This is a genomic window from Siphonobacter sp. (assembly GCF_048595215.1).
In the GTDB taxonomy this organism is placed as follows: domain Bacteria; phylum Bacteroidota; class Bacteroidia; order Cytophagales; family Spirosomataceae; genus Siphonobacter.
In genome coordinates, this window is record NZ_JBMDWJ010000096.1 from 35,359 (window position 1) to 59,050 (window position 23,692).

20 protein-coding genes are annotated in these 23,692 nt (G+C 48.0%); 11 read left to right on the forward strand and 9 right to left on the reverse strand.

Annotated features, from left to right (window positions below):
- Positions 1 to 86: 86 nt before the first annotated feature.
- Together ACOJTG_RS05300 and recQ are read right to left on the reverse strand one after the other, a co-directional pair.
- Complete coding sequence (locus ACOJTG_RS05300; RefSeq protein WP_420152859.1) at positions 87 to 1,094, reverse strand: hypothetical protein; 1,008 nt, start codon at positions 1,092 to 1,094, stop codon at positions 87 to 89.
- 54 nt (positions 1,095 to 1,148) lie between these two features.
- The gene (recQ, locus tag ACOJTG_RS05305; protein ID WP_420152860.1) at positions 1,149 to 3,356 is read right to left on the reverse strand and encodes a DNA helicase RecQ; all 2,208 of its coding nucleotides are present in this window, start codon (positions 3,354 to 3,356) and stop codon (positions 1,149 to 1,151) included.
- Positions 3,357 to 3,659: 303 nt separating this feature from the next.
- On the opposite strand from recQ, the gene ACOJTG_RS05310 reads away from it, so the two are divergent.
- The 3 genes from ACOJTG_RS05310 (at position 3,660) to ACOJTG_RS05320 (ending at position 5,988) form a co-directional block, all read left to right on the forward strand.
- Entirely contained in the window at positions 3,660 to 4,355 is a 696-nt protein-coding gene (locus tag ACOJTG_RS05310; protein WP_094813608.1) for a response regulator transcription factor, read from the forward strand.
- A 109-nt stretch (positions 4,356 to 4,464) separates the two neighbouring features.
- Positions 4,465 to 5,517, forward strand: coding sequence for a sensor histidine kinase (locus ACOJTG_RS05315; protein WP_420152861.1), 1,053 nt, complete (start codon positions 4,465 to 4,467; stop codon positions 5,515 to 5,517).
- 78 nt (positions 5,518 to 5,595) lie between these two features.
- Complete coding sequence (locus tag ACOJTG_RS05320; RefSeq protein WP_420152862.1) at positions 5,596 to 5,988, forward strand: hypothetical protein; 393 nt, start codon at positions 5,596 to 5,598, stop codon at positions 5,986 to 5,988.
- 137 nt (positions 5,989 to 6,125) lie between these two features.
- Here ACOJTG_RS05320 and ACOJTG_RS05325 read toward each other — a convergent pair whose 3' ends face one another.
- The 5 genes from ACOJTG_RS05325 to ACOJTG_RS05345 all read right to left on the reverse strand — a co-directional run bounded on the left by ACOJTG_RS05325 (position 6,126) and on the right by ACOJTG_RS05345 (position 11,345).
- A complete protein-coding gene (locus ACOJTG_RS05325; RefSeq protein WP_420152863.1) occupies positions 6,126 to 7,073 on the reverse strand; it encodes a TonB family protein in 948 nt (315 codons plus the stop codon).
- A gap of 54 nt (positions 7,074 to 7,127) precedes the next feature.
- Positions 7,128 to 8,081, reverse strand: a complete 954-nt coding sequence (locus ACOJTG_RS05330; RefSeq protein WP_420152864.1) for a TonB family protein — start codon at positions 8,079 to 8,081, stop codon at positions 7,128 to 7,130.
- Between the two features lie 127 nt (positions 8,082 to 8,208).
- Positions 8,209 to 9,168 carry a TonB family protein gene (locus ACOJTG_RS05335; protein WP_420152865.1) on the reverse strand — a complete coding sequence of 320 codons (960 nt, stop codon included), beginning with the start codon at positions 9,166 to 9,168 and terminating at the stop codon, positions 8,209 to 8,211.
- 86 nt (positions 9,169 to 9,254) lie between these two features.
- On the reverse strand, positions 9,255 to 9,590 hold the full coding sequence (locus ACOJTG_RS05340; RefSeq protein WP_420152866.1) for a translation initiation factor: 336 nt from the start codon (positions 9,588 to 9,590) through the stop codon (positions 9,255 to 9,257).
- 126 nt (positions 9,591 to 9,716) lie between these two features.
- Positions 9,717 to 11,345 carry an ABC-F family ATP-binding cassette domain-containing protein gene (locus ACOJTG_RS05345; RefSeq protein WP_102200100.1) on the reverse strand — a complete coding sequence of 543 codons (1,629 nt, stop codon included), beginning with the start codon at positions 11,343 to 11,345 and terminating at the stop codon, positions 9,717 to 9,719.
- Positions 11,346 to 11,547: 202 nt separating this feature from the next.
- Here ACOJTG_RS05345 and ACOJTG_RS05350 point away from each other — a divergent pair, with 202 nt between their 5' ends.
- The 3 genes from ACOJTG_RS05350 to ACOJTG_RS05360 all read left to right on the forward strand — a co-directional run bounded on the left by ACOJTG_RS05350 (position 11,548) and on the right by ACOJTG_RS05360 (position 14,606).
- Entirely contained in the window at positions 11,548 to 12,021 is a 474-nt protein-coding gene (locus ACOJTG_RS05350) for an NUDIX domain-containing protein (RefSeq protein WP_420152867.1), read from the forward strand.
- 153 nt (positions 12,022 to 12,174) lie between these two features.
- Positions 12,175 to 13,605, forward strand: coding sequence for an ATP-dependent DNA helicase (locus ACOJTG_RS05355; protein ID WP_420152868.1), 1,431 nt, complete (start codon positions 12,175 to 12,177; stop codon positions 13,603 to 13,605).
- A gap of 206 nt (positions 13,606 to 13,811) precedes the next feature.
- A complete protein-coding gene (locus ACOJTG_RS05360; RefSeq protein ID WP_420152869.1) occupies positions 13,812 to 14,606 on the forward strand; it encodes an O-methyltransferase in 795 nt (264 codons plus the stop codon).
- 67 nt (positions 14,607 to 14,673) lie between these two features.
- Here the strand turns inward: ACOJTG_RS05360 and ACOJTG_RS05365 are convergent, their stop codons facing one another.
- A complete protein-coding gene (locus ACOJTG_RS05365; RefSeq protein WP_420152870.1) occupies positions 14,674 to 15,192 on the reverse strand; it encodes a MarR family winged helix-turn-helix transcriptional regulator in 519 nt (172 codons plus the stop codon).
- 454 nt (positions 15,193 to 15,646) lie between these two features.
- Between ACOJTG_RS05365 and ACOJTG_RS05370 the strand changes: the two genes are divergently transcribed.
- The 3 genes from ACOJTG_RS05370 to ACOJTG_RS05380 all read left to right on the forward strand — a co-directional run bounded on the left by ACOJTG_RS05370 (position 15,647) and on the right by ACOJTG_RS05380 (position 19,722).
- A complete protein-coding gene (locus ACOJTG_RS05370) occupies positions 15,647 to 16,690 on the forward strand; it encodes an HlyD family secretion protein (RefSeq protein WP_420152871.1) in 1,044 nt (347 codons plus the stop codon).
- Between the two features lie 93 nt (positions 16,691 to 16,783).
- Positions 16,784 to 18,340 carry a DHA2 family efflux MFS transporter permease subunit gene (locus tag ACOJTG_RS05375; RefSeq protein WP_420152872.1) on the forward strand — a complete coding sequence of 519 codons (1,557 nt, stop codon included), beginning with the start codon at positions 16,784 to 16,786 and terminating at the stop codon, positions 18,338 to 18,340.
- Positions 18,341 to 18,420: 80 nt separating this feature from the next.
- Positions 18,421 to 19,722, forward strand: coding sequence for a TolC family protein (locus tag ACOJTG_RS05380; protein ID WP_420152873.1), 1,302 nt, complete (start codon positions 18,421 to 18,423; stop codon positions 19,720 to 19,722).
- A 521-nt stretch (positions 19,723 to 20,243) separates the two neighbouring features.
- On the opposite strand, the gene ald is transcribed toward ACOJTG_RS05380, so the two are convergent.
- On the reverse strand, positions 20,244 to 21,374 hold the full coding sequence (gene ald / locus ACOJTG_RS05385; RefSeq protein ID WP_104713201.1) for an alanine dehydrogenase: 1,131 nt from the start codon (positions 21,372 to 21,374) through the stop codon (positions 20,244 to 20,246).
- A gap of 365 nt (positions 21,375 to 21,739) precedes the next feature.
- Between ald and ACOJTG_RS05390 the strand changes: the two genes are divergently transcribed.
- The gene (locus tag ACOJTG_RS05390; RefSeq protein ID WP_104713203.1) at positions 21,740 to 22,198 is read left to right on the forward strand and encodes an Lrp/AsnC family transcriptional regulator; all 459 of its coding nucleotides are present in this window, start codon (positions 21,740 to 21,742) and stop codon (positions 22,196 to 22,198) included.
- A gap of 231 nt (positions 22,199 to 22,429) precedes the next feature.
- A partial coding sequence (locus ACOJTG_RS05395; RefSeq protein WP_420152874.1) for a TolC family protein occupies positions 22,430 to 23,692 on the forward strand: 1,263 nt, incomplete at its 3' end.

Genomic DNA, 23,692 nt, shown 5'->3' on the forward strand with positions numbered 1-23,692 from the left:
CGGACAGGACGTAAAGCTATTAAAAAGCCGGAAACAAACGTCTCCGGCCCGATATAATTTCCCGATGAGCTTTCATTAATTATCTTTTAATAAGTACTGGCCCACTCCAATACCTCGGGTGTACGCCCACTACTGGAAAGAATACCCAAGCGAAGCTCACTCCCCAAGCCTTCGCTAGCGAGTGGAGCTACCTTGAACACTGCCGCTCGGCGTCCCAGGGTTTGCTTGAGAGCCTGGATGATATTGCGAATTTCGTGCGTACTCAGGGCCTGAAGTGGATCATACTGTACGACGAGCAAAATACGCTGGGCTTCGTGCGGTAAAGTACGCTGATTCCCAAACGTTTGCTTGATTTTTGCCACACTAGCTTCTAACCGTTGCTGACTACCCTGAATCGACAATTGTGTATAAAAGGCCAAACCACTGCCTTCCAGTACTGTTTTCAGTTCCTGAATGTCTGAATCCGGAGTTTCGGAAGGCTTCAAAATATCGGGAACGATGCGAGCCGTCTGGCACAGCAACTCATCGGCGGCGGCGTAAAACTCCGCAATACTCAGATCGTCATTAAGATTCTCAGCGAGTTTATCCAGGGAAAAAGCCACCACTGAATCACAGGACTGCGTGAGTTGCTTCAGACCCCGCTCGGCCATCTGCATCGTTTCGTACCCTTCGGAAGCAAAGGGCATCATCACACACGCCACTACCAGTACTCCTCGCTGACGGGCCATTTCGGCAATGACCGGAGCCGCTCCGGCCACCGTACCATCCCCCAGCCCCCCTACCAGAATGACAATTTTCGTTTCTGGATTGAGTACGGAGCTAATGACCGCCTGCTGATCCAAGGCCCACTGTCGGGCTTGCTCCGCCGTGAGTCCCAATCCCAGATCCCGCATCCCGAGCGGAATGGCCTGTGGAAATGTCACTAACTGTGTAAAGTCCGTATGACAGGGGATTAGGTGTAAACCTGTATAGGCCTGGTCAGCCATTTTTTTGAGGACCGAACAACCGGCCCCACCAATACCAATCATTTTCACGCCGTAGCAATTTGACACCGCTGGTAAGGCATCTTGCGAGGATAAAACCGTTTCTTCCACAACAGGTATAAGGCTTAGCTTTGGCGTAAATTACCGCAATTTTTTGAACAATTACTAGGCCGTTCGCGGGGGTAATCCATGTTCCTGCCGCCAGGCCTCCACGTCCATCCGTATCCCTTCGCCCGCAATTAAAAACGCTAGCCGTAGTTGCCAGGCCTGATACGTCTCCCCAAAACTTTCCAGCAGGGGTGCAATCGGAGCGTTTTCAGCGACGGGGATGTCCAATTGTCGGGCCGCTTCCAGAATTGCTTCTCTCGTAGCTTCCGGCAGCAGTCGTTCGTAGTCAATGGCTTCTCCGTCCGTTTTCAGTTTGTGTAAGTGGCTCAGAATGGTCGTGGGCGTTAGATTTCGTTCGGTAGCAATCCGTTCAATGTCGTACCCTTGCTGGTAGAATTGCAGCGTTTGCACGTAGGTAAGGCCCTTGGCCATCTTCACGCCGGACTGATTATTTTCCTGGACAAAGGCCAGAATTTCATTAATGAATACATCCCCGAATTGACGGTTTTTCTGCTCGCCTACGCCCGAAACCTGCAAGAACTGAGCGTGATTGATCGGCCGTTTCTGAGCCATATCCGAAAGCGTCGCATCGCTGAATACCTGAAAAGGCGGAATTCCCAGGGAGTCGGCGAGTTGTTTTCGTAGAAGCCGCAGGCGTTCGAACATGGCATCGCGAACCACCTCCCGCTTGCTTTTTGGAGCCTGTACATATTCTTCCTCCGCCCGGGCTCTTCGTTCTTCCAGAGGAATGAATTTCACTACAGATACGCTTTTGCCTTCCCGTAACACCTGCTGACTGACCGCGTTGAGTTTAAAGGCATGCCCTTCATCATAGGCAATGTCCATGATGCCCGAATTGAGTAACTGACTGATGTATTCAGTCCATTCTTCGTACCGCAGCTCATGACCTGCCCCGAACGTTTTCAGCTGATCGTAGCCATGCCGAATGATATTTTGGTTCCGGCTGCCCCGCAGAATGTCAATGAGGGTACCCATGGCTACTTTCTGCTGGGTACGGGCAATCGCCGAGAGTACTTTCTGAGCCATGACCGTCCCATCAATTTTGGTACGCGGATTGCGGCAGACGTCGCAGTTCCCGCAATCTTTTTCTACCGTTTCATTGAAATAACTAATGAGAATACGCCGTCGGCAGATGTCCGCCTGAGCGTACTGCTTCATGCGGTCAAGCTTGGCAATGAGCAGATCTTTCTGATCCTGGGATAGCTCCGATTTCAGAATCATGTCCGTTTGCTGGGACACGTCCTGGTAGCTGTAAAAAAGTACGGTATCGGCCGGTAAGCCGTCCCGTCCGGCCCGGCCGATTTCCTGATAAAAGCTTTCGACGTTTTTGGGCAAATTGTAGTGCATGACCCAGCGAACATTCGATTTATCGATCCCCATGCCAAAAGCAATGGTGGCTACGATGATCTGAATGTCATCTCGCAGAAACTCCGCCTGCGTATGATTTCGGTACAGGGCATCACAACCCGCGTGGTAATGGCGGGCGTTGAAGCCCATGTACTGCAGATTGGCCGCTACGCTTTCGGTCGTTTTTCGGCTGAGGCAGTAGATGATTCCCGGCTGACCGGGATGGGCATTCAGAAAATCCACCATCTGCTCCATGCGTTTCCGCCCCGGCAGTACGGTGAGATTGAGATTGGGACGATCAAAACTGGCTAGAAAGGTACGGGCCTGCGAAATGGCGAGTTGTTGAAGAATGTCCTTCCGGGTCACGTTATCCGCCGTGGCCGTCAGTGCGATGATCGGTACGCGGGGAAAATGTTCTTTCAGTCGATGCAGTTGCGTATACTCGGGCCGGAAATCATGCCCCCAGAACGAGATACAGTGGGATTCATCTACGGCAAACAGACTGATTTTCTGCCCCTTTAACCAATCCATAAAGTTTCCCGAAAAAAGCCGTTCGGGTGAAATATAGAGAAGCTTCAGCTCGCCCAGTTTGATTTTCCAGATGACGGATTCCTGCTCGGACTGATTTAACGTAGAATTCAGGAAAGCGGCGGATACTCCATTGGCTTTCAGGCCCTGTACCTGATCCTGCATGAGAGCAATTAGCGGCGAAATTACGATCGTCAATCCATCCAGTACGAGAGCCGGCACCTGATAACAAACCGACTTCCCACCCCCTGTGGGCATGAGTACCAGAGCATCTTTTCCGGCCAAAACGGTATCGATCACCTCCGCCTGTAAGGGTCGGAAGACATCGTACCCGAAATATTGTTTAAGAACTTGTTCCTTTGTAAGCATTCGTAATTCTTTTTACCAAAAATAATCAGACAGTATTCTGATTATCAACAGGTTTATTCATCAATAAATCATACCTGTTGCACGGTTTAAGTTACACCATTTATGGGACTTTTCAAAGATATTTCTTCTAGCCATTAGCCCTTACACCATTCCCTCAAAAGTACCTCGGACGGCCGTATTAAGTTTTTGTGAATTTTCCGTGTCCGAATTGTTAATCTTTGCTTCTACGGGCGGCACAGCAAGCCAACATTTCCTGCCAACCGTAAATTCACGTACTTTTGTATAAAGCAACAGACACCCCCCATGAGCACTACGCCCGCCTACAAAATTTTACTGGTGGACGATGATCCCGACATCATTGAATTACTTCATTATAATCTTGAGAAAGAGGGGTACGACATTGAGTCGGCTTCGGATGGCCGCAAAGCCGTTGAAATAGCCCGGACATTCGCTCCGGATCTCGTACTGCTCGACATTATGATGCCCCAGCAGGACGGCATTGAAACGGCTCGCCAACTACGGGAGTTACCCGAGCTGAAAGGTAGTTACATTCTTTTCCTAACGGCCCGTTCGGAAGAATACTCCGAAATTGCCGCTTTTGAAATTGGAGCCGACGATTACATCACCAAACCCATCAAGCCCCGGGCTTTGATGAGCCGTATCAAGGCTCTGTTTCGCCGGGAAGCCCAGAAAACCGATCCAGGTGACCGCATCGAAACGGCGGGACTGTCGATCAACCGCCAGAATTACACCGTTACGGGCGGTTTTGGTTCGGTCGTCCTCCCGAAAAAGGAATTTGAATTACTGTTTTTCCTGGCTCAGCACCCCGACAAAGTCTTTAATCGCGAAGAACTTCTCCAGCGAATCTGGGGAGCGGATATCTACGTACTCGAACGTACCGTCGACGTTCACATTCGGAAGCTTCGCGAAAAAATTGGCGAAACCTATATCAAAACGCTTAAAGGCGTAGGGTATATGTTTAATGGCGAAGGAGAATAAGGATAGTTATCCGTTTGCTGTTTTCAGTTGACAATTGAATATCACTCAGCCTTTGCTGAGCACCGATTACAACTGAAAACAGTAGACGGACAACTGAGAACTCGTGCCCATGTCCCCCTTAAATCCCAAGGTAATTTCTGTTATTCTGGCCCTGTTGATTTCGGCCATTACGAGTGGTTTCCTCTGGTTCGTGCCGGGTACGCCCGGTGGTACCATCTTCATTGCGGGAGCCACTACGTTCTTCGCGACGCTCATCCTCGTTTTCTACGTACTGGATTATCTCATTTTCGAAGAAATCAATAAGATCTACGATACCATTCAGCGGCTGAAGCTGAAAGATTTTAACCTCTCCCGCAAAAAGATTACCAAGAGCGTCAACCCGCTGAAAAAACTCAACAACGAGATTTTTGTATACGTAGCCAAAAAGCAGCGGGAAATTGATGAGCTCCGACGCATGGAGCAGTTTCGGCGGGAGTTTCTGGCCGATATTTCGCACGAACTCAAGACTCCCATCTTCGCCGCTCAGGGATTCATTCATACCCTCATCGACGGAGCCAAGGACGACGAGCGGGTACGGGATAAATTCCTGCAAAAAGCCGCGAAAAGCCTCGATGGACTCGACGCTCTGGTGGCTGACCTGCTTACGCTGTCACAAATTGAAGCGGGTGAAATCAAAATGCACCGCGAACGCGTGGATTTAGTCAAGATTACCCACGAAGTCATTGAGCAGCTCGAACCCCGGGCCAATCAACGGGAAATCAAAGTAAAGCTTCATACAACGCAGGATCAGATTTTTGTGAAAGCTGATGCCTATCGCATTTCCCAGGCTCTCACCAATCTCATCGACAACGCCATTAAATACGGTCGTGACGGAGGAAAGGTGAATGTGACGTTTACCGAAGATAAGAAAGACTGGGAAATTGAAGTGAAAGACGACGGTCCGGGCATTCCCCCCGAGCACCTCAACCGGATTTTCGAACGCTTTTATCGGGTAGAAAAGTCCCGTTCGAAAGAAAAAGGCGGTACGGGTTTGGGATTGGCCATTGTCAAACACATCGTCAACGCCCACAAATCCAAGATTACGGTCATGAGTCGCGTGGACAAGGGGACGACTTTTAGCTTCAAGCTGGATAAAATAGAAGAGAAACTGGCTGGATTTTAAGCACGGACAGAAGACCCGAACATTCATTTTTGTGGGTGGTATTGATTTTTCATAATGGCTAGGTAAACACACACTGCTATGAAAACAGAAACTCTTCAAAATGTCGCCCGTATTGGTTTAGGAAGTATGCTCGTTTTTGCCGGAGTCAGTCACCTGACTTTTGCCCGGAAAGATTTCCAGGCTCAGGTTCCCGACTTTGTACCTTTGGAAAAAGATGATACGGTGATCTACTCGGGATTAGCCGAAATCGCCTTAGGTGCCAGCCTGATTCTCGCCGGAGAAAAACGCAAGGAAGCCATTGGCAAAATTGCGGCTTCGTTCTTCGCGGCCGTTTTTCCCGGTAATATTTCCCAATACACCAACGAACGCGACGCCTTTGGTTTAGATACCGATAAGAAACGATTTACCCGACTGTTTTTCCAACCCGTACTCATGTACTGGGCTCTCAAGAGTACGGAAAAGAGCAAGTAATTTTGTTAAAAACCAGACCGGCTGTACCTATCGGTACAGCCGGTCTGGTTTTTAACGGTTCGGGCTACCTGGCCTCAACTACCAGTAGTAATCTTATCTTTCTCTGCAGTACCTTAATACGGTCACTTCTACCAACGTTAAATCAACTTGAAAGGAATCGGAATGGTAAACCGATTCGCTACGGCTTTCCCCCGCTTCGTCGCTGGTTTCCACTTGCCTTTACTAAGCTGGATGACCCGTATGGCTTCTTTGGTCAGAACGGGGTCGGGCGAAGAACTGACCCGGATATCCTGCGGCACGCCCTGCGTATCAATCAAAAAATTCAGGATAACTGTACCCTGGCTTTCCGCCCGCTGAGCCTCGGGTGGATACCGAATGTTTACATTAAGGAATTTGAAAAGTCCATCCGACTCAAAGCTAATGGGTGTATCCAGCGTAGTATATGGATATGTATTGCCCTGAGCGTCGACACTACGACCCTCCTGTAACACGCCTGCGGTATACGTTTCTTCGTATTCCTTCCGACCATCCGTGTGGTACCCGACCCAGACCGAATCTTTCAATCCCTCCCGATAAGAACCCACCTCCTGCACGCCTCTCTGAGAATCATGCCGAGTCATCGTTCCGTGGCCCTGCGTAACCAGCATCTGGCCCGTACTATCCGCGTAAGTGGTTAATAGGTAACGCAGGGGAGCTTCGTAAGGCCGAGGGTTTTTCGTCCATACGCCCATTTCTTCCAGCTTTCCATTGGGATGATACGTTCGCCAAATACCGACCGGCTGATTTTTAAAATACCGACCTTCGCGGTGCTTTTGCTGGTGCTTATAGAAAGTCGTATACCGATCATGTCTTTCCAGCATGGGCATGATCCGAACCGCAAATCCTTCCGCCCGTCGTACGCCAGATTTATCATATTCCGTGTATTGATACAGCGTATCGCCCTGGACAGTTAGGTCGAGGTAAAAACGGGCCGAATCGGGAATGCTGGTCGCTACTTCCGTATCGAGGTAATAAATTCGGGTAGCGTTTTGAGCGAAAACTACAGAAGTAATGAACGTAATTAAGGTGGTTAGGAGGTATTTCATAAAGGGATGACTTGATAAGAAGTGAAAGCAGCTGCCGATGAGATACAAGAGGCATCAACCCAGCGAAAAAGTCAGAGGAATATTGTAGGTGGTTTTCTCGAATTGCCCCCTTGATTTACCCGGCGTCCATTTTCCTTTCATCTCTCCTATCACCCGGATGGCTTCCGCTGAAAGCAGCATACTGGGACTTTTCAATACTTTAATGTTGGAGATATTTCCATTGGCTTCTATGGCAAAAGACATGAATACCCGGCCCTGAATCTTTTGGCGTTGAGCTTCCACTGGATACCGCATGTTTTTATTGAGAAAGGAATAAAATGCCTGGTCTCCACCGGTGAATTCCGCATTCTGTTTCAGCTGCTTATAGACGTAATTTCTTCCCAATGAATCATAACTTACGCCTTTACTCAGTACTCCGTTTTTATAATTTTCCTCGTACCAATGTTGACCATTTAAGTAGTTCCCTAGCCAGTTACCTGCTTTTTCACCGTTTGCATAGTTGCCTTTTTCGGCAACATTCCCATTGGGATGATATAAAACGTAGGTCCCATTCCCCTCCTTTACCAGCACATTACCCGTAGAGTCCTGATAAACGTCTAGCCGATATTTTTCATGGCTCCAATCCTTCCGACGATTCCGAAGAAGTTCATACTGTCGCTGTTCTTTGAGCGAACCATTTTTATAAAAATATCGCCAGATACCGATCCGGCTTCCCTCATCGTAGGTACCTTCCGACTCAGTAACCTGATTGGGATAAAAAGTCTTATAATTTCCCTGGTAATTCAGAAAGCCACTCTTTTTTGTATACCCTTCCTCTTGCCTGATTCCCTTTAGGTTGTATCGGGTACAACGAAAAATAGTATCGCCTTGTAATACAAAATCTCGATAGTATTTCGCTGAATCTTTACTGTTCAACCATTCATCCGCTTTGGAATAATAATACCGCTCGATTTGCTGAGCATAGGTGACTGTACTGATAAAAAACAGGTAAATAAACGTGAGTCGCATGAATGAAACGTAAGAATTAATTAACAATACTAAAACGAATATTGTCAAATATTCTTAAAGACCAATTAGAAATTCTTTATTCCAGTAACGTTTTAGTACACACGAATATGGGCAAAGAAACTCTCTTTTACTCCAATATAAAACTGATTGGAAACTGGAAACGGTCATCTTTAACCTGCCCTCTTTTAACGCCAGGCTTCCACTTTCCTTTACTGTAACTAAGGACTCGTAAGGCTTCTTCCGTTAAGGTCTCATCAGGAGACGAATGCACCTGTACCTGATACGGAGTACCGTCCTTATCTACTTTGAGACTAAGTAATACTTTACCCTGGATTCGGGCTCTTTGGGCAGCAACCGGATACCTCATTGATTGAGCGAGAAATCGATACAAATCTTGCTGACTTTCCCCAAAACGAACAGGCTCTTCCAGTACTTGGTAGCGATAAGCCTGTCCCCTTTTATCGTAACTAATGCCTTGCTGAAGAACGCCAGATAGGTAGGTTTCTTCGTATTCTTTACGTCCATCTGGATAATAGCCAGTCCAAACTGAATCCTTCAGTCCTTCCCGAAAGTTTCCGGTTTCTTTAGAGGTACCGTTTTCATAATAGGTAACAGCTTTTCCATGTCCCTGAATAACGCTTAAATGACCTGCGGTATCCAGAAAAGAAACCAATTCGTATCGAAAGGGTAATTCATTGGGTCTCGGATTTTTTTTCCAGACTCCTATTTCCTGTAGTTCACCACTGGGATAGAACGTGTGCCAAACGCCTACTTTCTGATCATTCGTATAATACCCCGTCTGGTGTCTTTGCTGATTAGCATGGTAACTTCTATACTGATAACTTTTTTTCAACTGAGGAGAGGGCGACAAAGAATACCCTTCGGCCCGACGCTGGCCCGACTTTTCGTAAGCAGTGAATTTATAAATGGTATCTCCCTGTATGACAAAGTCACAAAAATAATCTGCAGAATCCGCGTGTATGGTTTGGAGTCCGTCTGCTAAATAAAATAGACGAACCGATGATTGAGCTTGGCAAATTGCCACTATCAAACAGAGATTTAGCGTAAGTAGATAAGTTTTATTCATGGGTTTTAATAAAGTTTATCGCAAATAAAAAAAGCCGTCGAATAAGATCAACGGCTTTTTTTATTTCTTAACAATTTAATATTTTACTAGCCTACACGCTTTGCCTTATATGCTTTTTCAATCAGCCACTTTAACACCTTATCCCGCTGATCGCCCTGTACTAAGATTTCGCCGTCTTTAGCCGAACCGCCTACGCCACATAGCGTTTTGAGTTTCTTGCCTAGATCCGCTAAGTCATCTTCCGTACCAATGAATCCAGTAATCAGGGTAACCTGCTTCCCGCCGCGTTGTTTCTTATCCAACTGTACCTTCAGATTCTGCTGGGCAGGGGGCAAGGTATTAGCTTCAGACTGCTCGTCGTTCTGGTATTGAAAATCCGGATCGGTGGAATACACCACACCCGTATAATTTTTCTTAGCCATGCTGGTTTGGTTGTTGGTTAGTAGTTGTTGGTTGATGGTTATCTGATCCTTATTTACCAAATATCCTGACGTAGAATCTGGTTAACGAACCATCTATCAACCATCAACTAACAACTACTAACTGCATTATACTTTCTCTCCGTACAATTCTTCCCGTTGTTCCTTAATACGGTTATCGGTCAGGTAATCGTCGAAGGTCATGAGTTTATCCAGGCAACCTTTAGGCGTTAATTCCACAATACGGTTCGCAACCGTCTGCGTCAACTGGTGGTCATGGCTGGCAAACAGCATTACGCTGGGGAAATCCTCCATGCCTTTGTTCAAAGCCTGAATGGATTCCAGGTCCAAGTGGTTCGTCGGCTCGTCCAGCAGCAGTACGTTCGCTCCCGAAAGCATCATTTTCGAGAACATACAGCGTTGTTTCTCACCCCCGGACAAGACCGTACACCGTTTCAAGGCTTCTTCACCCGAGAACAACATCCGGCCCAGGAAGCTTCGGATAAAGGTTTCGTCCTTTTCAGCGGAGTACTGACGCAGCCAGTCTACCAGATTCAGACTGGCATCCGAGAAATATTTGCTGTTGTCATTCGGCAAGTAGCTCTGCGTCGTCGTTACGCCCCACTTGAAGGTACCCGTCGTCGGTTGGCGTTCGCCCATTAAAATGTCAAACAGAGCGGATACGGCCAGTCCATCTTTGCTTAGGAAAGCAATTTTCTGATCGTTCATCACGCTGAACGTCAGGTTTTTGAACAGTACTGTACCATCTTCCAGTACGTAGCTCAGGTTTTCTACATTTAGTACCTGATCGCCAATTTCACGCTCGGGCTTGAAACCGATGTATGGATAGCGACGGCTGGAGGGTTTAATTTCATCCACCTGAAGCTTATCCAGCATTTTCTGACGAGCAGTTGCCTGCTTCGACTTAGCCACGTTGGCCGAGAAACGGCGAATAAACTCTTCAAGCTCTTTCCGTTTTTCGTCGGCTTTCTTGTTCTGATCGGCTTTCTGACGGGCGGCCAGCTGACTTGATTCATACCAGAAAGTATAGTTACCGCCGTAAATCTGAATCTTGGCAAAGTCAAGGTCAGCAATATACGTACAAACGTTATCCAGGAAGTGACGGTCGTGGCTGACCACAATTACCGTATTCTTGAATCCCATCAAAAAGTCTTCGAGCCACAGGATGGAATCAATGTCCAAGTTGTTGGTAGGCTCATCCAGCAACAGAATATCGGGGTTACCAAACAGAGCTTGGGCTAAGAGTACCTTCACTTTTTCGGAAGGGTTCATGTCAGCCATCAGCGTGTAGTGGCTTTCTTCCTTGATACCCAAACCCGAAAGCAGCGAAGCCGCGTCGGATTCGGCTTCCCAACCATTCATTTCGGCAAACTCGGCTTCCAGATCAGCGGCCCGGTTGCCATCTTCTTCGGTGAAATCAGCCTTCGCGTAGATGGCGTCTTTCTCCTGCATTACTTTATAGAGCTTGTCGTTCCCCATGATAACCGTGTTCAGTACGGTCTCGTTATCATAGGCATTCTGGTTCTGGTTCAGAAAGGACATCCGCTCGCCCGGATCGAGCGATACTGAACCCGTGGTGGGTTCAATTTCACCGGAAAGAATTTTAACGAAAGTAGACTTACCGGCTCCGTTGGCTCCAATGAGGCCGTATACGTTGCCCGGTACAAATTTTAAGTTAACGTCTTCAAAAAGAACCCGCTTCCCAAAGCGGAGCGAAATATTACTTACGGATAGCATTCGTATATCTGGTTTTCTAGTTGCAAAGGTACGGATTTTCAGGCGTTTTTCGGGTAGAAAATGGATTTACTACCGCTCGCCAAACCGCATTTTTATTGATTTTTAAAACGTTTTCGGGCTTACCAGGCTACCCCCTAAAATCTAGGTGTTGTCACTTTTGTACCTAGCAAACGTATATATTGCCCGAAAAGACGATTGTAACATGAGTACCGAAGTTTTAGAGAAATTTGGAGGGTACGTACGGGTACGGGTCTGTGGTATTGCCGTACAGGAAGACCGAATCTTACTCATTCGCCATAAAGCCCTCTTTGAAGATGGCCCTTTCTGGGCTCCACCGGGCGGTAGTCTGGAGTTTGGCGAATCCATCCCTCAGGCTCTGGTACGGGAATTCAACGAAGAAACGCAGCTTCAGGTTCGCGTGGGCGAGCTTTTGTACGTCAATGAGTTCATTCGCTCCCCCTTACACACGCTGGAAGTCTTTTTCCGGGTGTTTATCGAATCCGGTGAATTGCAGCTGGGCCACGACCCCGAATTTCAGCAGCAGATCATGGAAGAAGCCGCCTGGCTTTCCTGGGAAGAACTTCAGGCCCTCCCCGAGGCCCAGGTGCATTCCGTCTTTCGAAAGTATACGCAGCTATCGGATTTGTTACGACCAGGTGGTTACGGATTACAGTAACGGAACTTCACTATTTGCCCGAAAATGACGATCTTTACGTAGTTCTTTTTTGTTTCCCAGTAGCCGACGTCAGCCCAAAGCTGAGGCGTTGGTAGGCAGGAGACGCATCGTTGAACGACTCTACGCGGCTCGTTCATTACTCGTTATTTTATTGTGAATACATCCGATACGCCCACCCCCGCGTTTCTGTTACGACAGAAATTTCCCTTTCAGCCCACGAAAGGTCAGCTGGAGCTATTCAATCACATGGAAAAATTTCTTTCCAATGATGATGCCCAGACTTTCTTGCTGAAAGGATACGCCGGTACCGGGAAAACTACGCTGATCAGTACGCTGGTGAAAAGTCTGCCCAAACTGGGTTTCCGCACGGTACTGCTGGCTCCAACCGGACGAGCCGCCAAAGTGATGGCGACGTACTCCCGGAAAAAAGCCATGACGATTCATAAAAAAATTTATCGTCAGGTTGCCAATAAGTTTACTGGAGCCCTGGAATTTCGCCGCCAGAATAACTACCATACCAACACGGTTTTCATCGTGGATGAGGCTTCGATGATTCCCGACGAAGCGGATTTTGGCGGTATGAATGGCCTGCTTACCGACCTGATTGAATACGCCTTTGGAAACGAGGAAGGCGGACCGAATAAACTGCTATTTGTGGGGGATCTGGCCCAGTTGCCGCCCGTCGGTAAAGACGACAGTCCGGCCCTGGATGCCAAGTACCTGCGGGACAATTTTCACATGGACGTCATGGAAGTGGAAATGACCGATGTCATGCGGCAGGACAATGATTCGGGCATCCTGGCGAATGCCACGCGGTTACGCGAAATTCTCTGGGATAAAATTCCGGAGATCCGACTCAGTACCCGTGGCTTCCGCGATTGTTTCCGCATGACGGGTGAAAAACTCGAAGACGGCATCAATTACGCCTACCGCAAATACGGCGAGGAAAATACCATCGTCATTACCCGGTCAAACAAAACGGCCGTAGCCTACAACCGCTACATTCGGACTCGCATCAAATACCAGGAAGACGAAATTTCGACGGGCGATCGTCTGATGGTCGTCCGCAATAATTATACGGCACTCGATGAAGATTCGCCCGCGGGCTTTCTGGCGAACGGCGATTTTGTGGAAGTACTGAAAATTCGTGGGTACGAAGAACAGTACGGCATTCGCTTCGCCAACTGTTTGTTACAACTTTCGGACTACCCCGATCAGCCGCCGTTCGATGCAAAAATTACGCTTAATACGCTCGACAGTGCTTCACCCTCGCTAACCCGCGAAGAAAGTAAAGCCCTGTACGATGGCGTGGCGGCGGATTACGAACACATCGCCTCCAAACGTGAGCGTATGCAGGAAATCCGGAAAGATCCGTATTTGAATGCCTTACAGGTGAAATTCGCGTATGCCCTCACCTGCCATAAATCGCAAGGGGGTCAGTGGAGTGCGGTTTTCATTGATCAGGGCTATCTGACCCTCGAACAGGTCAATCAGGAATTTGTGCGATGGTTGTATACTGCTATGACGCGGGCCAGTCTGGAAGTCTTTCTGGTCAACTTCCACGGTGATTTTTTCGAATCGTAACATTGGCCGGTACGCATGTACCGGCTTTTTTATTCCTGCTGCCTAACTGATTTAGTATCAGGATTTGTGTGATTAAATCCTTTCCGTATTTTAGGCATCTGATCGATCTTTAAGTAAGCAATCGTAGTACAGGTTGTCTGACTTCCTCGCCAGCTTTCATTGATTTTCAGTTTTAGTAAGAACCCTAGACCTCTACTTTGAAATTCATGAATACAGCTTTGTTTACTTTGTATCTGGGAGTATTTAAACGCATCGCCCGCACGGCTGCCCTTAGCCCTTTTGACACCCAAGAACGCCATCGACTCGGTGAGCTGTATGCTCTGTACAGTCCACCCGCTCCCAGCTCAGACCTGCCCGAAGACCCTTACAAACTGCCGAAGACCGATATTCTGGAACTGGCTCAGCTAGACAAGAATCTTCTCCTGGAAGGCGTGAACGAATGCGGTTTTGGACACGTGACTGAATTTGAAGTAAAGGTGATCAGTCAGCTGGTGAATCAGCTACAGCCCCGGCGGATTTTCGAAATCGGTACCTTTCAGGGAAGAACTACGTTAAATATGGCCCTGAATAGCCCGGCGGACGCCCAAATCGTAACACTGGATCTACCGCCTTCGGAACTAAGCCAGACGCAGATGCAGATTGAAAAAACGGAGGAGATGTACGTAAAGAAAGCCGAATCCGGCGAACGCTTCAAAGGACATCCGTTGGCATCCAAGATTACCCAGGTCTTCGGTGACTCGGCTACGTACGACTATTCCCCCTATCATAATCAGATGGATCTGGTTTTCATTGATGGTTCGCACGCTTACGAGTACGTGCTGAGTGATACAGAAAACGCTCTCCGGCTGGTTCGCAAGGGCGGCACCATTCTCTGGCACGACTATACCAACTGGGAAGGCGTTCGGCGGGCTCTCAACGACTATTATCAGTCCGGCAATCCCGTGTTCCGCAATCTGCGGCACATTGGTGGTACGAGCATTGCCGTACTGACCGTTTCCTGATCCGTACTTCATAAAAAAGCGGCTCTTCGAAGGAGGAGCCGCTTTCGTATTCGACAAAGCTTGAGGGTTATTTCTTCTTCGTGGATTGCAGCGGATAGTTAGCCGTTTTCTGCTGTAACATATCCAGCCACTGGGTACGCCGGCCTTCCGAGGCCTCGGTTAGCTCTTCTTTAAGTTTATTTTCGTGATAATCCGCTAGGTCCAACAGAATATCTTTAAGTTGTTCAAGGCGTTCACTACCAAGGATTTCTTCAAATTTCTGGTCTACCACTTTCGTACAGTACTGCCATTCGAGGGTAAAACGAGCCCCTTTATTCGTAATCTTGACGAGTACCGAGCGGGCATCATCGGGATGTTTTTCGGTTTCCACGTACCCCTGCTCCTGTAGTTCCTTCACGATTTTGCTCACGGCCTGCTTGGTAATGCCCAAACTCGCCGCCAGTTCATTAATCGTAGAGCCATCCACCTGAATATGCACCATCAGCACCAGGTGACTGAGTCGATAGGACTCGTAACCTGCTTCTGCTAGTTTCTGACTTGATACGTCTACTACAATCCGAAAGGCCCGGCTCAGGAGTCGGCCCATAATCCGGTTCCGCTGAACTTTAAACGCTTCAAGCTTTTTTCTTAGTTCCTTATCCATCATTCTCGTCGTCCAAGAAAGAAGTCGAAGTGCTCTTCTCCCCTCCCTTTTCCATTTTAACGTAAATTTAATACAAATTAAAAAAGTACAACATCTCGCTCATACATTTCAATTTGTTTTTAGTAGTCTAACGCAGATAACAGGCAAACCATTACCTTCAAAATACTAAAAATCAGTAACTTAACTCTAAATCCCCTTGAATTATTTTTAAATAATTCGGGTTATAGCCTTGGTTAGCTGACTAACTCGATGCAAAAATAGTTATAAAAAAATAATAGTCAACTAACTTGACTTTTTTAGTCAACTAAGTTTACATTTGCATCGTCAATTTAGTTGACTAACTCCAAACGACACGGGTCTGCATCCCATTTGATCACCACTAATAAATAATTTAATCATGGCTACGCCAGAACAATCTTCATTCCGTAAAATGTTACCCCGGATTATCCTGCTTGTTGTGCTGGGTGTGGGTGCATGGTTTGGGTTTTCCGCTTACCAGCACGCCCAAACGCACGAAGAAACCGACAACGCTCAGATCGAAAGTTACATGGTGCCCGTACTGCCCCGTATTGCTGGATACGTGAAAACGGTGGCAGTTAATGACTACGACAAAGTAGAAAAAGGTCAGTTGCTGATGGAAATCGATGATGCTGAATATCAGCTGCAACTGGCTGAAATGGAAGCGACGTATCGGCAAATGCAAACCGATGTCGAAAACGCTAAGGCCAGTTTGCGTAACGCTGAGCTCACCATCAAAGCTCAGGACTCGAACCTGAAAGCAACCGCTCTGCGTCGCGACAAGGCCAAATCGGATGCCGAACGCGATGCCCGTTTGCTGGCCGATAAAGCCATCACCCGGAAGCAGTCGGACGACAGTCGTAACAACTCCGAAGTACTCGATCAACAATACGTAGCTGGTCAGGCCGACGTACTGGCTTCCCGCTCCCGCCTGGACGTACTGCGTTCGGCTCTGCACAAAGCGGAAGCGTCTCTAGATGTACAAAAGACGCGTATTGATCAGCAGAAACTCAAGCTGACCTATTCTAAAGTATACGCTACTTCTTCCGGCCGGATTGGCCGCAAGAGCGTAGAGCCTGGTCAGTACATTCAGAATGGTCAGACGACGATGACCATTGTACAGGACAGCACGCTTTGGGTAGTGGCCAACTTCAAGGAAACGCAGGTGGAGAACTTACGCATTGGTTCAGAAGCCACGGTAACTGCGGATGCCTTCCCAAACACCCCCATGAAAGGTAAAATCGTATCCTTCAGTGAAGCAACGGGTGCCAAATTCTCCCTGCTCCCCCCCGATAACGCCTCCGGTAACTTCGTGAAAGTAACCCAGAAGATTCCGGTTAAAATCGAGATTGAAAACTTACCCCAGTACCGCAACCTGCTCCGGGCCGGTATGAACGTAGAAGTGAGTGTAAAAACGAAATAGTTTTCAGTTGTCGGTTTGCAGTGATCAGTTCAGACGATCCCGTTGATAACTGAAACTGAAAACCGACAACTAACAACTGCAAACTAAACACACATGGCAACCTATCCAACCGGATTTAAGCGGGCTATTATTGTGGCTACGGCCATTTCCGCTGCCATCATGGAGCTGATTGACACCACCATTGTCAACGTAGCTCTCAACCAGATGGCCGGATCGCTGGGAGCAACCATCGAGGACATTGCCTGGGTAGTTACTTCGTATGCCATTGCCAACGTTATCATCATTCCGATGACGAGCTTTCTGGCCGAGTACTTTGGCCGGAAAACCTATTACCTGGGTTCCATCATTCTCTTCACCATTGCTTCATACTTCTGCGGTCAGTCGACGGATTTGTGGGAGCTGGTATTCTGGCGGTTCATTCAGGGGGTAGGCGGTGGTGCCCTGCTTTCGACTTCGCAAGCCATTATTTTCGATGCCTTTCCGCCGCAGCAACGCGGGATTGCCTCGGGTATATTTGCCATGGGTATCATCCTGGGCCCTACGTTCGGTCCTGTACTGGGTGGGATCATCGTAGAAGATTACCACTGGGCGAATATCTTTCTGGTGAACATTCCGGTGGGTATTCTGGCCTCTATTCTGACGATTTTGTACATCGATAAAAAAGCAGGAGAAGGTCAGCATAAAGCCGAAATCAAAATTGATTACCCCGGTATTCTGTTGCTCATGCTGGGCGTAGGTTCGCTCCAATTCATGCTTGAAAAAGGCGAATCCGAAGACTGGTTTGAGTCCCGGCTGATTGTGTACACGGCCATTGCCGCGGCCGTCGGTGTGATTGGATTCATCTGGCGGGAACTGACCACGGATCACCCCGTCGTGGATCTTCGGGTGATGAAACGGGGTACTTTAGGTATTACCACTATTTTCAGTTTCGTCGCCGGGATTGGTCTGTTTACGGCCATGTTCGTTTACCCCGTGATGGTACAGCGAATTATGGGCTATACGCCCACGATGACTGGTCTTTCGCTGCTTTGGCCTACATTGATTGGCGTGTTCATGATGCCCGTTGTAGGTCGGCGGCTATCGGCGGGAGCTTCTCCCCTGCCGTTTATCATTTCGGGTATTTTGCTGATGATTGCCTTTGGATTCTATGGGGGTACATTCAACGCCGACGCCAGTCAATGGCAGTTTTTCCCAGCTCACATGCTACGGGTATTAGGCATTTCGCTGTTACAGCTCCCCCTGACGAACCAGGCCGTAGCCGGTCTTTCTCCGAAAGAATACCCGAATGCCATTGCCATCAATAATATGATCCGGCAGTTGGGCGGTGCCTTTGGCGTAGCCCTCGCCAACAACTTTGTGGCGATTCAGTACGCCCAGCACCGCTCGGATCTGATGGCGAACCTATACCCCGGCAATCCCCTACTGACGGAACGCTTGCAGTCGATGGGTGGAGCCAGTATGCGGGCCTACCGGATGCTCGAAGCCGCCGTCGATAAACAGGCGTATCTGCTTTCGTACCTGGATACGTTCCGGATTGTCGGTTTCTTCTTTGTGCTCATCTTGCCCCTGACGGTCATTCTTCGTCAGAAAAAGAAAAAGTCACCCGAAGAAATTGCAGCAGCGGCAGCAGCCATGGCCGAAGCCCATTAAGGTGTTGTCAGTTTTCAGAATATTCGCTGAAAACTGACAACCGGCAACTGAAAACTGTAAACTCATTCAATTCTCCCAACATGAAATCCATATCAGTACTGGCCCTCGCGTTGCTTACGAGTTCGTTGGCCTTTGCTCAACAGCAGCCCAACGACGAGGTGCTCAACGGATTAATTCGTCAATCCATTCAATACTATCCCCAGTTAAAACAGCAACAGCAAGCCCTTTCCCTGAGCGAAAGCCGTACCCAGATGGCCGAGGCCGCTCGTAAACCTTCCGTGAGTGGGGATGCTTCGTATCAGTATATCTGGCCTTTGCAACGTGTAACCTTCGAAATTCCGGGTCTGGGTTCGAATGCGATTCAGTTTGCTCCGCGGAATAACTACAACGTTGGTGTTTCGGTGAGTCAGACCGTCTACGATTGGGGAAAAGATGCGGCTAACATCGACAAAGCCCGCACCGAGAGCCTACTTTCCCAGCAGAACGTTGATTTGGCCACGCATCAGCTGGCCTATCAGGTAGCTCAGGTTTACTTTAGCATTGTGTACCTGCAGAAAGCCATTACTGTACAACGGGCTCAGGAATCACTCGTGGGTGAGACGGCTAAAGTGATCGAAAACCGGATCAAGAGTGGGGATGAAATTGATTACAACCTGGTCGCTACGAACGTTCGGTACAAAAACGTCCGGACGCGTATTGTCGATCTTCAGACGCAACTCGATCGGCAGTTTATTCTGTTAAGCTCACTAGTGGGTAAAGACGTTCGGTCTACTATCAACGCTGACGCCGGTTTTGCCTGGTCTTCACTAGTTACGCCCCAGGATTCGTCGAATGTGGATAATAACTGGGATTTGCGTTTGGCCAAAACCCGCGAATTAGTTGCTGAGAAAGACATTCAAATTGCGAAAGCAGCGAAATTACCCACTTTTTCCTTCAACGGATCGACGGGTTTCCGTAACGGTTTTCAGCCCGAAATTAAAGAGTTTCGTTTCAACGGTGGCGTAGGTTTCCGCCTGTCGGCTCCCATTTACGCGGGTGGCCGTCACCAGATTCAGGAAGACATCGCCCGCAAAAACCTTCAACTGAGCCAGTACGGAACGGAAACGGCTTCCGTACAAATTCATACCCAACTTGAACAGGCTCAGTCCGAATTACGTTCTACGACCGAGAAGCTACGTTTATCCGAAACGCAGCTTCAGGAAGCTCAATACGGCCTTCAACTTGCGAATGTTCGCTTTCAGAATGGTGTCATTACCCAGCTTGAAATCCAGTCGGCACAAACCGCTCTGGAGGAGGCTGAATTCCAACGAATTCAGTACCAATATCAGCAGGCACTGGCCCGTCTGGAATTAAATCGTCTGATTGGTACCAAAATTTGGTAATGGGTTTACCCCTGGTACGAAATTTTGATCTAGTCTATGTAAACTATTTTTTTAGGAGATACGTTATATAACTGAGTCTCCCGTACAAGCCATAAATGATTAAAAGTGTCATCGTTTCGACGATCATTTCATCAGAACGGAGCACTTGAAGAAACCTAAAGTTTTTTTTACGAAGTCGAACTTTTGAAAATAACTTTAGGTTAATACTTTAGAAATGACTGAGTTAGTAGACAGAATTGAATACTCACTCAACATACAAATACGCGATGAATCTTTGGTTAAACGATTAGATGGGTAAAGTTCCAATGAGCGTTTATCAGACCAAGAGTAGTCCTCGAAAAGCATTAAAAAAAAGAAAAGACAGATAGGTTGAAGGTTGAACGATGATTACCGGCTTGCTTTGCGGGCCGGTAATTTTGTTTATATACGTTTTAGTACCGCCCACGTATGAAAAACCGCCCGAACACGTCCGGGCGGCTAGCGGTTTTATAGTTGCTGATTTGATGAATATCTTAACCGGACTAAGCAACAATCACTTTACCCAGTACGTCATCTACGGGCGTCAGCGGCAATTCCCAGGCGTCAGCTACTCCTTTGTATACCGTCTTGCCCTGTACCACGTTCAAGCCTTTTTTCAGCTCTTCATTTTCGCGGCAAGCTTTCTTCCAGCCTTTGTTGGCGAGTTGAATGGCGTAGGGTAAGGTTGCGTTGGTCAGAGCCAGCGTGGAGGTGTATGGTACAGCTCCGGGCATATTTGCCACGCAATAATGTACAATACCTTCCACGACGAAGGTTGGGTTTTCGTGCGTCGTCGCGTGTGAGGTTTCGAAACATCCCCCCTGATCGATGGCCACATCCACCATTACCGTTCCCGGACGCATCAGGCTAAGCATATCCCGCGTGATGAGCGAAGGAGCCTTAGCTCCCGGAATCAGGACCCCACCAATGATCAGATCCGTCGTTTGAACCAACTGACGAATGTTGTATTCATTGGAGATAACCGTATCTACGTTCGCAGGCATGATGTCTTCCAGGTAACGTAAACGCGGCAGGCTAATATCTACAATTGTTACATTCGCTCCTAGTCCCGCCGCCATTTTAGCCGACTGCGTTCCAACGATACCGCCACCCAATACGAGTACGTTGGCAGGTTTTACCCCGGCCACGCCGCCCAATAGGATACCCCGGCCACCCATGGGTTTTTCGAGGTACTTGGCACCTTCCTGTACGGCCATCCGACCCGCCACTTCGCTCATGGGAACCAGCAGGGGCAAACTACGATCCGTTTTCTCAACCGTTTCGTACGCCAGACAGATGGCACCACTTTCCAGCATGGCGTGCGTCAGTTCCTGAGAAGACGCGAAGTGGAAATAAGTAAAGAGTAACTGATTGGGTTTAATGAGAGCGTATTCAGAAGCGATGGGTTCTTTTACCTTTACAATCATCTCCGCGATTTCGTATACATCTTCAATCGTCGGCAAAATGGTTGCTCCAGCGTGTACATACTCGGCATCCGTAATTCCACTGCCTAAGCCAGCCGTCGCCTGTACATAAACGTCGTGACCGCTTTTCTTAAATTCGGCCACACCCGCGGGCGTTAAAGCCACCCGGTTTTCGTTGTTTTTAATTTCTTTGGGAACCCCGATAATCATAGTTTTTTGTCGTTAGTGCTGCTTGTACAATGGACGCGTCAGTGGAATGGCTGGCAGGCGTGAAACTTTTTACAAAAATCGCTATTCAGAATAGTTTTCGTTCTTAATGCCATAAATAAGAAATTTGTTTTACCAATAAGTCTATTTAAAGTTCATTTTACTGTAAATAGTAGTCAAATGAAGCTTTCTACCGAAAAAATTTCTGTACGACTCAACCGATGCTCCACTCCTCTTGCGGTGGAGTAAGCCACACACTAATTTCGGAATCTGATCTTTTCCGTGTATAATGCATAGCTTTCAAATTTTCCTTTGCAAATACGTTCTTCCCAGACTGACTTTATCTTCACTCTAATCGCGAAAAACGTATGGAATTAGATACTATTGATCGCCAACTGCTCAATCTCTTGCAGGAAAATGCTCTGCTCACGGTACGTGAACTGGCCGAACGGGTACACCTCAGTATAACGCCCGTGCATGATCGAATCAAAAAACTCGAAAATCAGGGGATTATTGAAAAATATGTAGCCCTCATCAACCGTAAACGCATTGGTCGTGGCATGATGGTGTACTGTTTTATCACGCTCGATAAACAACGACAGGAAAGCTTTCAGGAATTCAATGAGGCCATTCGACAACTCCCTGAGGTACTCGAATGCAGTGTTGTATCGGGCAACTTTGACTATTTACTGAAAGTCATTGTTTCGGATATGGAGGCCTATAACACGTTTTACCAGAGCAAACTCAGCGTCTTGCACAGCGTTTCGCACATGAGCAGTTCTTTCGTGATGGAAGAAGTAAAAAGCACTACCCAAATCGGATTGTAACCCAATGAAGCACCCTTACCCTCTTATCATGATTCCAGATTAACGTAAGTTCTTGGATACTTTGGGCTTAGCTCTTAAATCTTCGTCGCCACTTTTGCTTGATTTATCTCAGATTCCTGAACTACGGCTTCCCGGACGGCTAAATTCGTGGAAGTAGTCGTTTTTTGTGAGAAACTAGACCAAAATCGGGACGGAGGATGTATTGACACGGTCCCGTATCTCTTAACCCCCATGTATAAAAAAATAGCCCTCTTTGCTAGCTGTTTTACGTTTTGCTTTTCTCTTTTTGCTCAGACGGCTCCCGAATCTTTATCGCTGGAAGACGCCATCACGCTGGCGTTGGAAAAGAACTATTCGATTAAAGTCGCCAAGAATCAGGTACGACTGGCCGAAAACGACAATACCCGGGCGGCGGCTGGTATGCTACCCCTCATCACGGGACTAGTACAGCCCAATGGACTGTTCAACTTTTCCAATCAGCGGTATTTTGACGCCGTACGACCACCCTTGGTTCAGCGGGGAATCTTTAACCGGAACGTGAATGCAAATGTCCAGTTAACCTGGACCATCTTTAACGGACGGAGTATGCAAATCACCAAAGCCCGGCTGGAAGAACTCGTTCGGGCGGGTGAATCGCAGGCTCAGGTGACCATCGAAGGAACGATTGCTCAGGTAACGAATGCCTATTACTCAGCCGTTCAGCAAAAACAACAGGCTCGTTCGCTGGAAGATGCCCTGACCATTTCGCGGGAACGGCGGCGACTGGCCAAAGATCGTTACGACATCGGGCAGGGCTCCAAGGTGGAGTACCTCACCGCTCAGGTCGATTTCAATGCCGATACAGCGGCCCTGATTGCTCAGAAACTGACCTACGTCAACACGAAAACGCAGCTTAATCAACTACTAGCCCGTTCGCTGAATGTAGACTTTGTTCCGAATGACACCCTTTTGCTGAATCGTGATCTCATGTACGAATCGTTGCGAGATCAGACCTTACGGGAGAACCCCCAACTTCTGCTAGCTCGCAACAATAGTTTGATTGCCAATCTGGACGTTCGGAATCAAAAAGCTCTACTCTGGCCCACCGTTAATGTAGTGGGAGGCTACACGTACAACGTACTCCGCAACGGCGGTTCCGGTTTTGGGGTGCGAAGCGGCTATAATGCCAACCTTTCGGGAGGCGTTCAGGTGGCAGCCGTCATTTTCGACGGGTTGAATCAACGCCGACGCATTCAGGGAGCGAAGATTACCGAAGAAATTACGAATTTACAGGAAGCCGACGTGAAAGTTCAGATTGAAGCGGCCCTGCAACAGACCTATCAGAACTATCGCAATAACTTGAACCTGCTTGATCTGGAAGCCCTCAACGTCAAGACCGCCGAGCAGAACGTTAGTATTGCCCTGGAGCGGTACAAGATTGGCGTGGCCACACCCTTGGAACTTCGGGAAGCCCAGCGAAACTTCATCGCCGCTCAGATTCGGCTCATTCAGGCT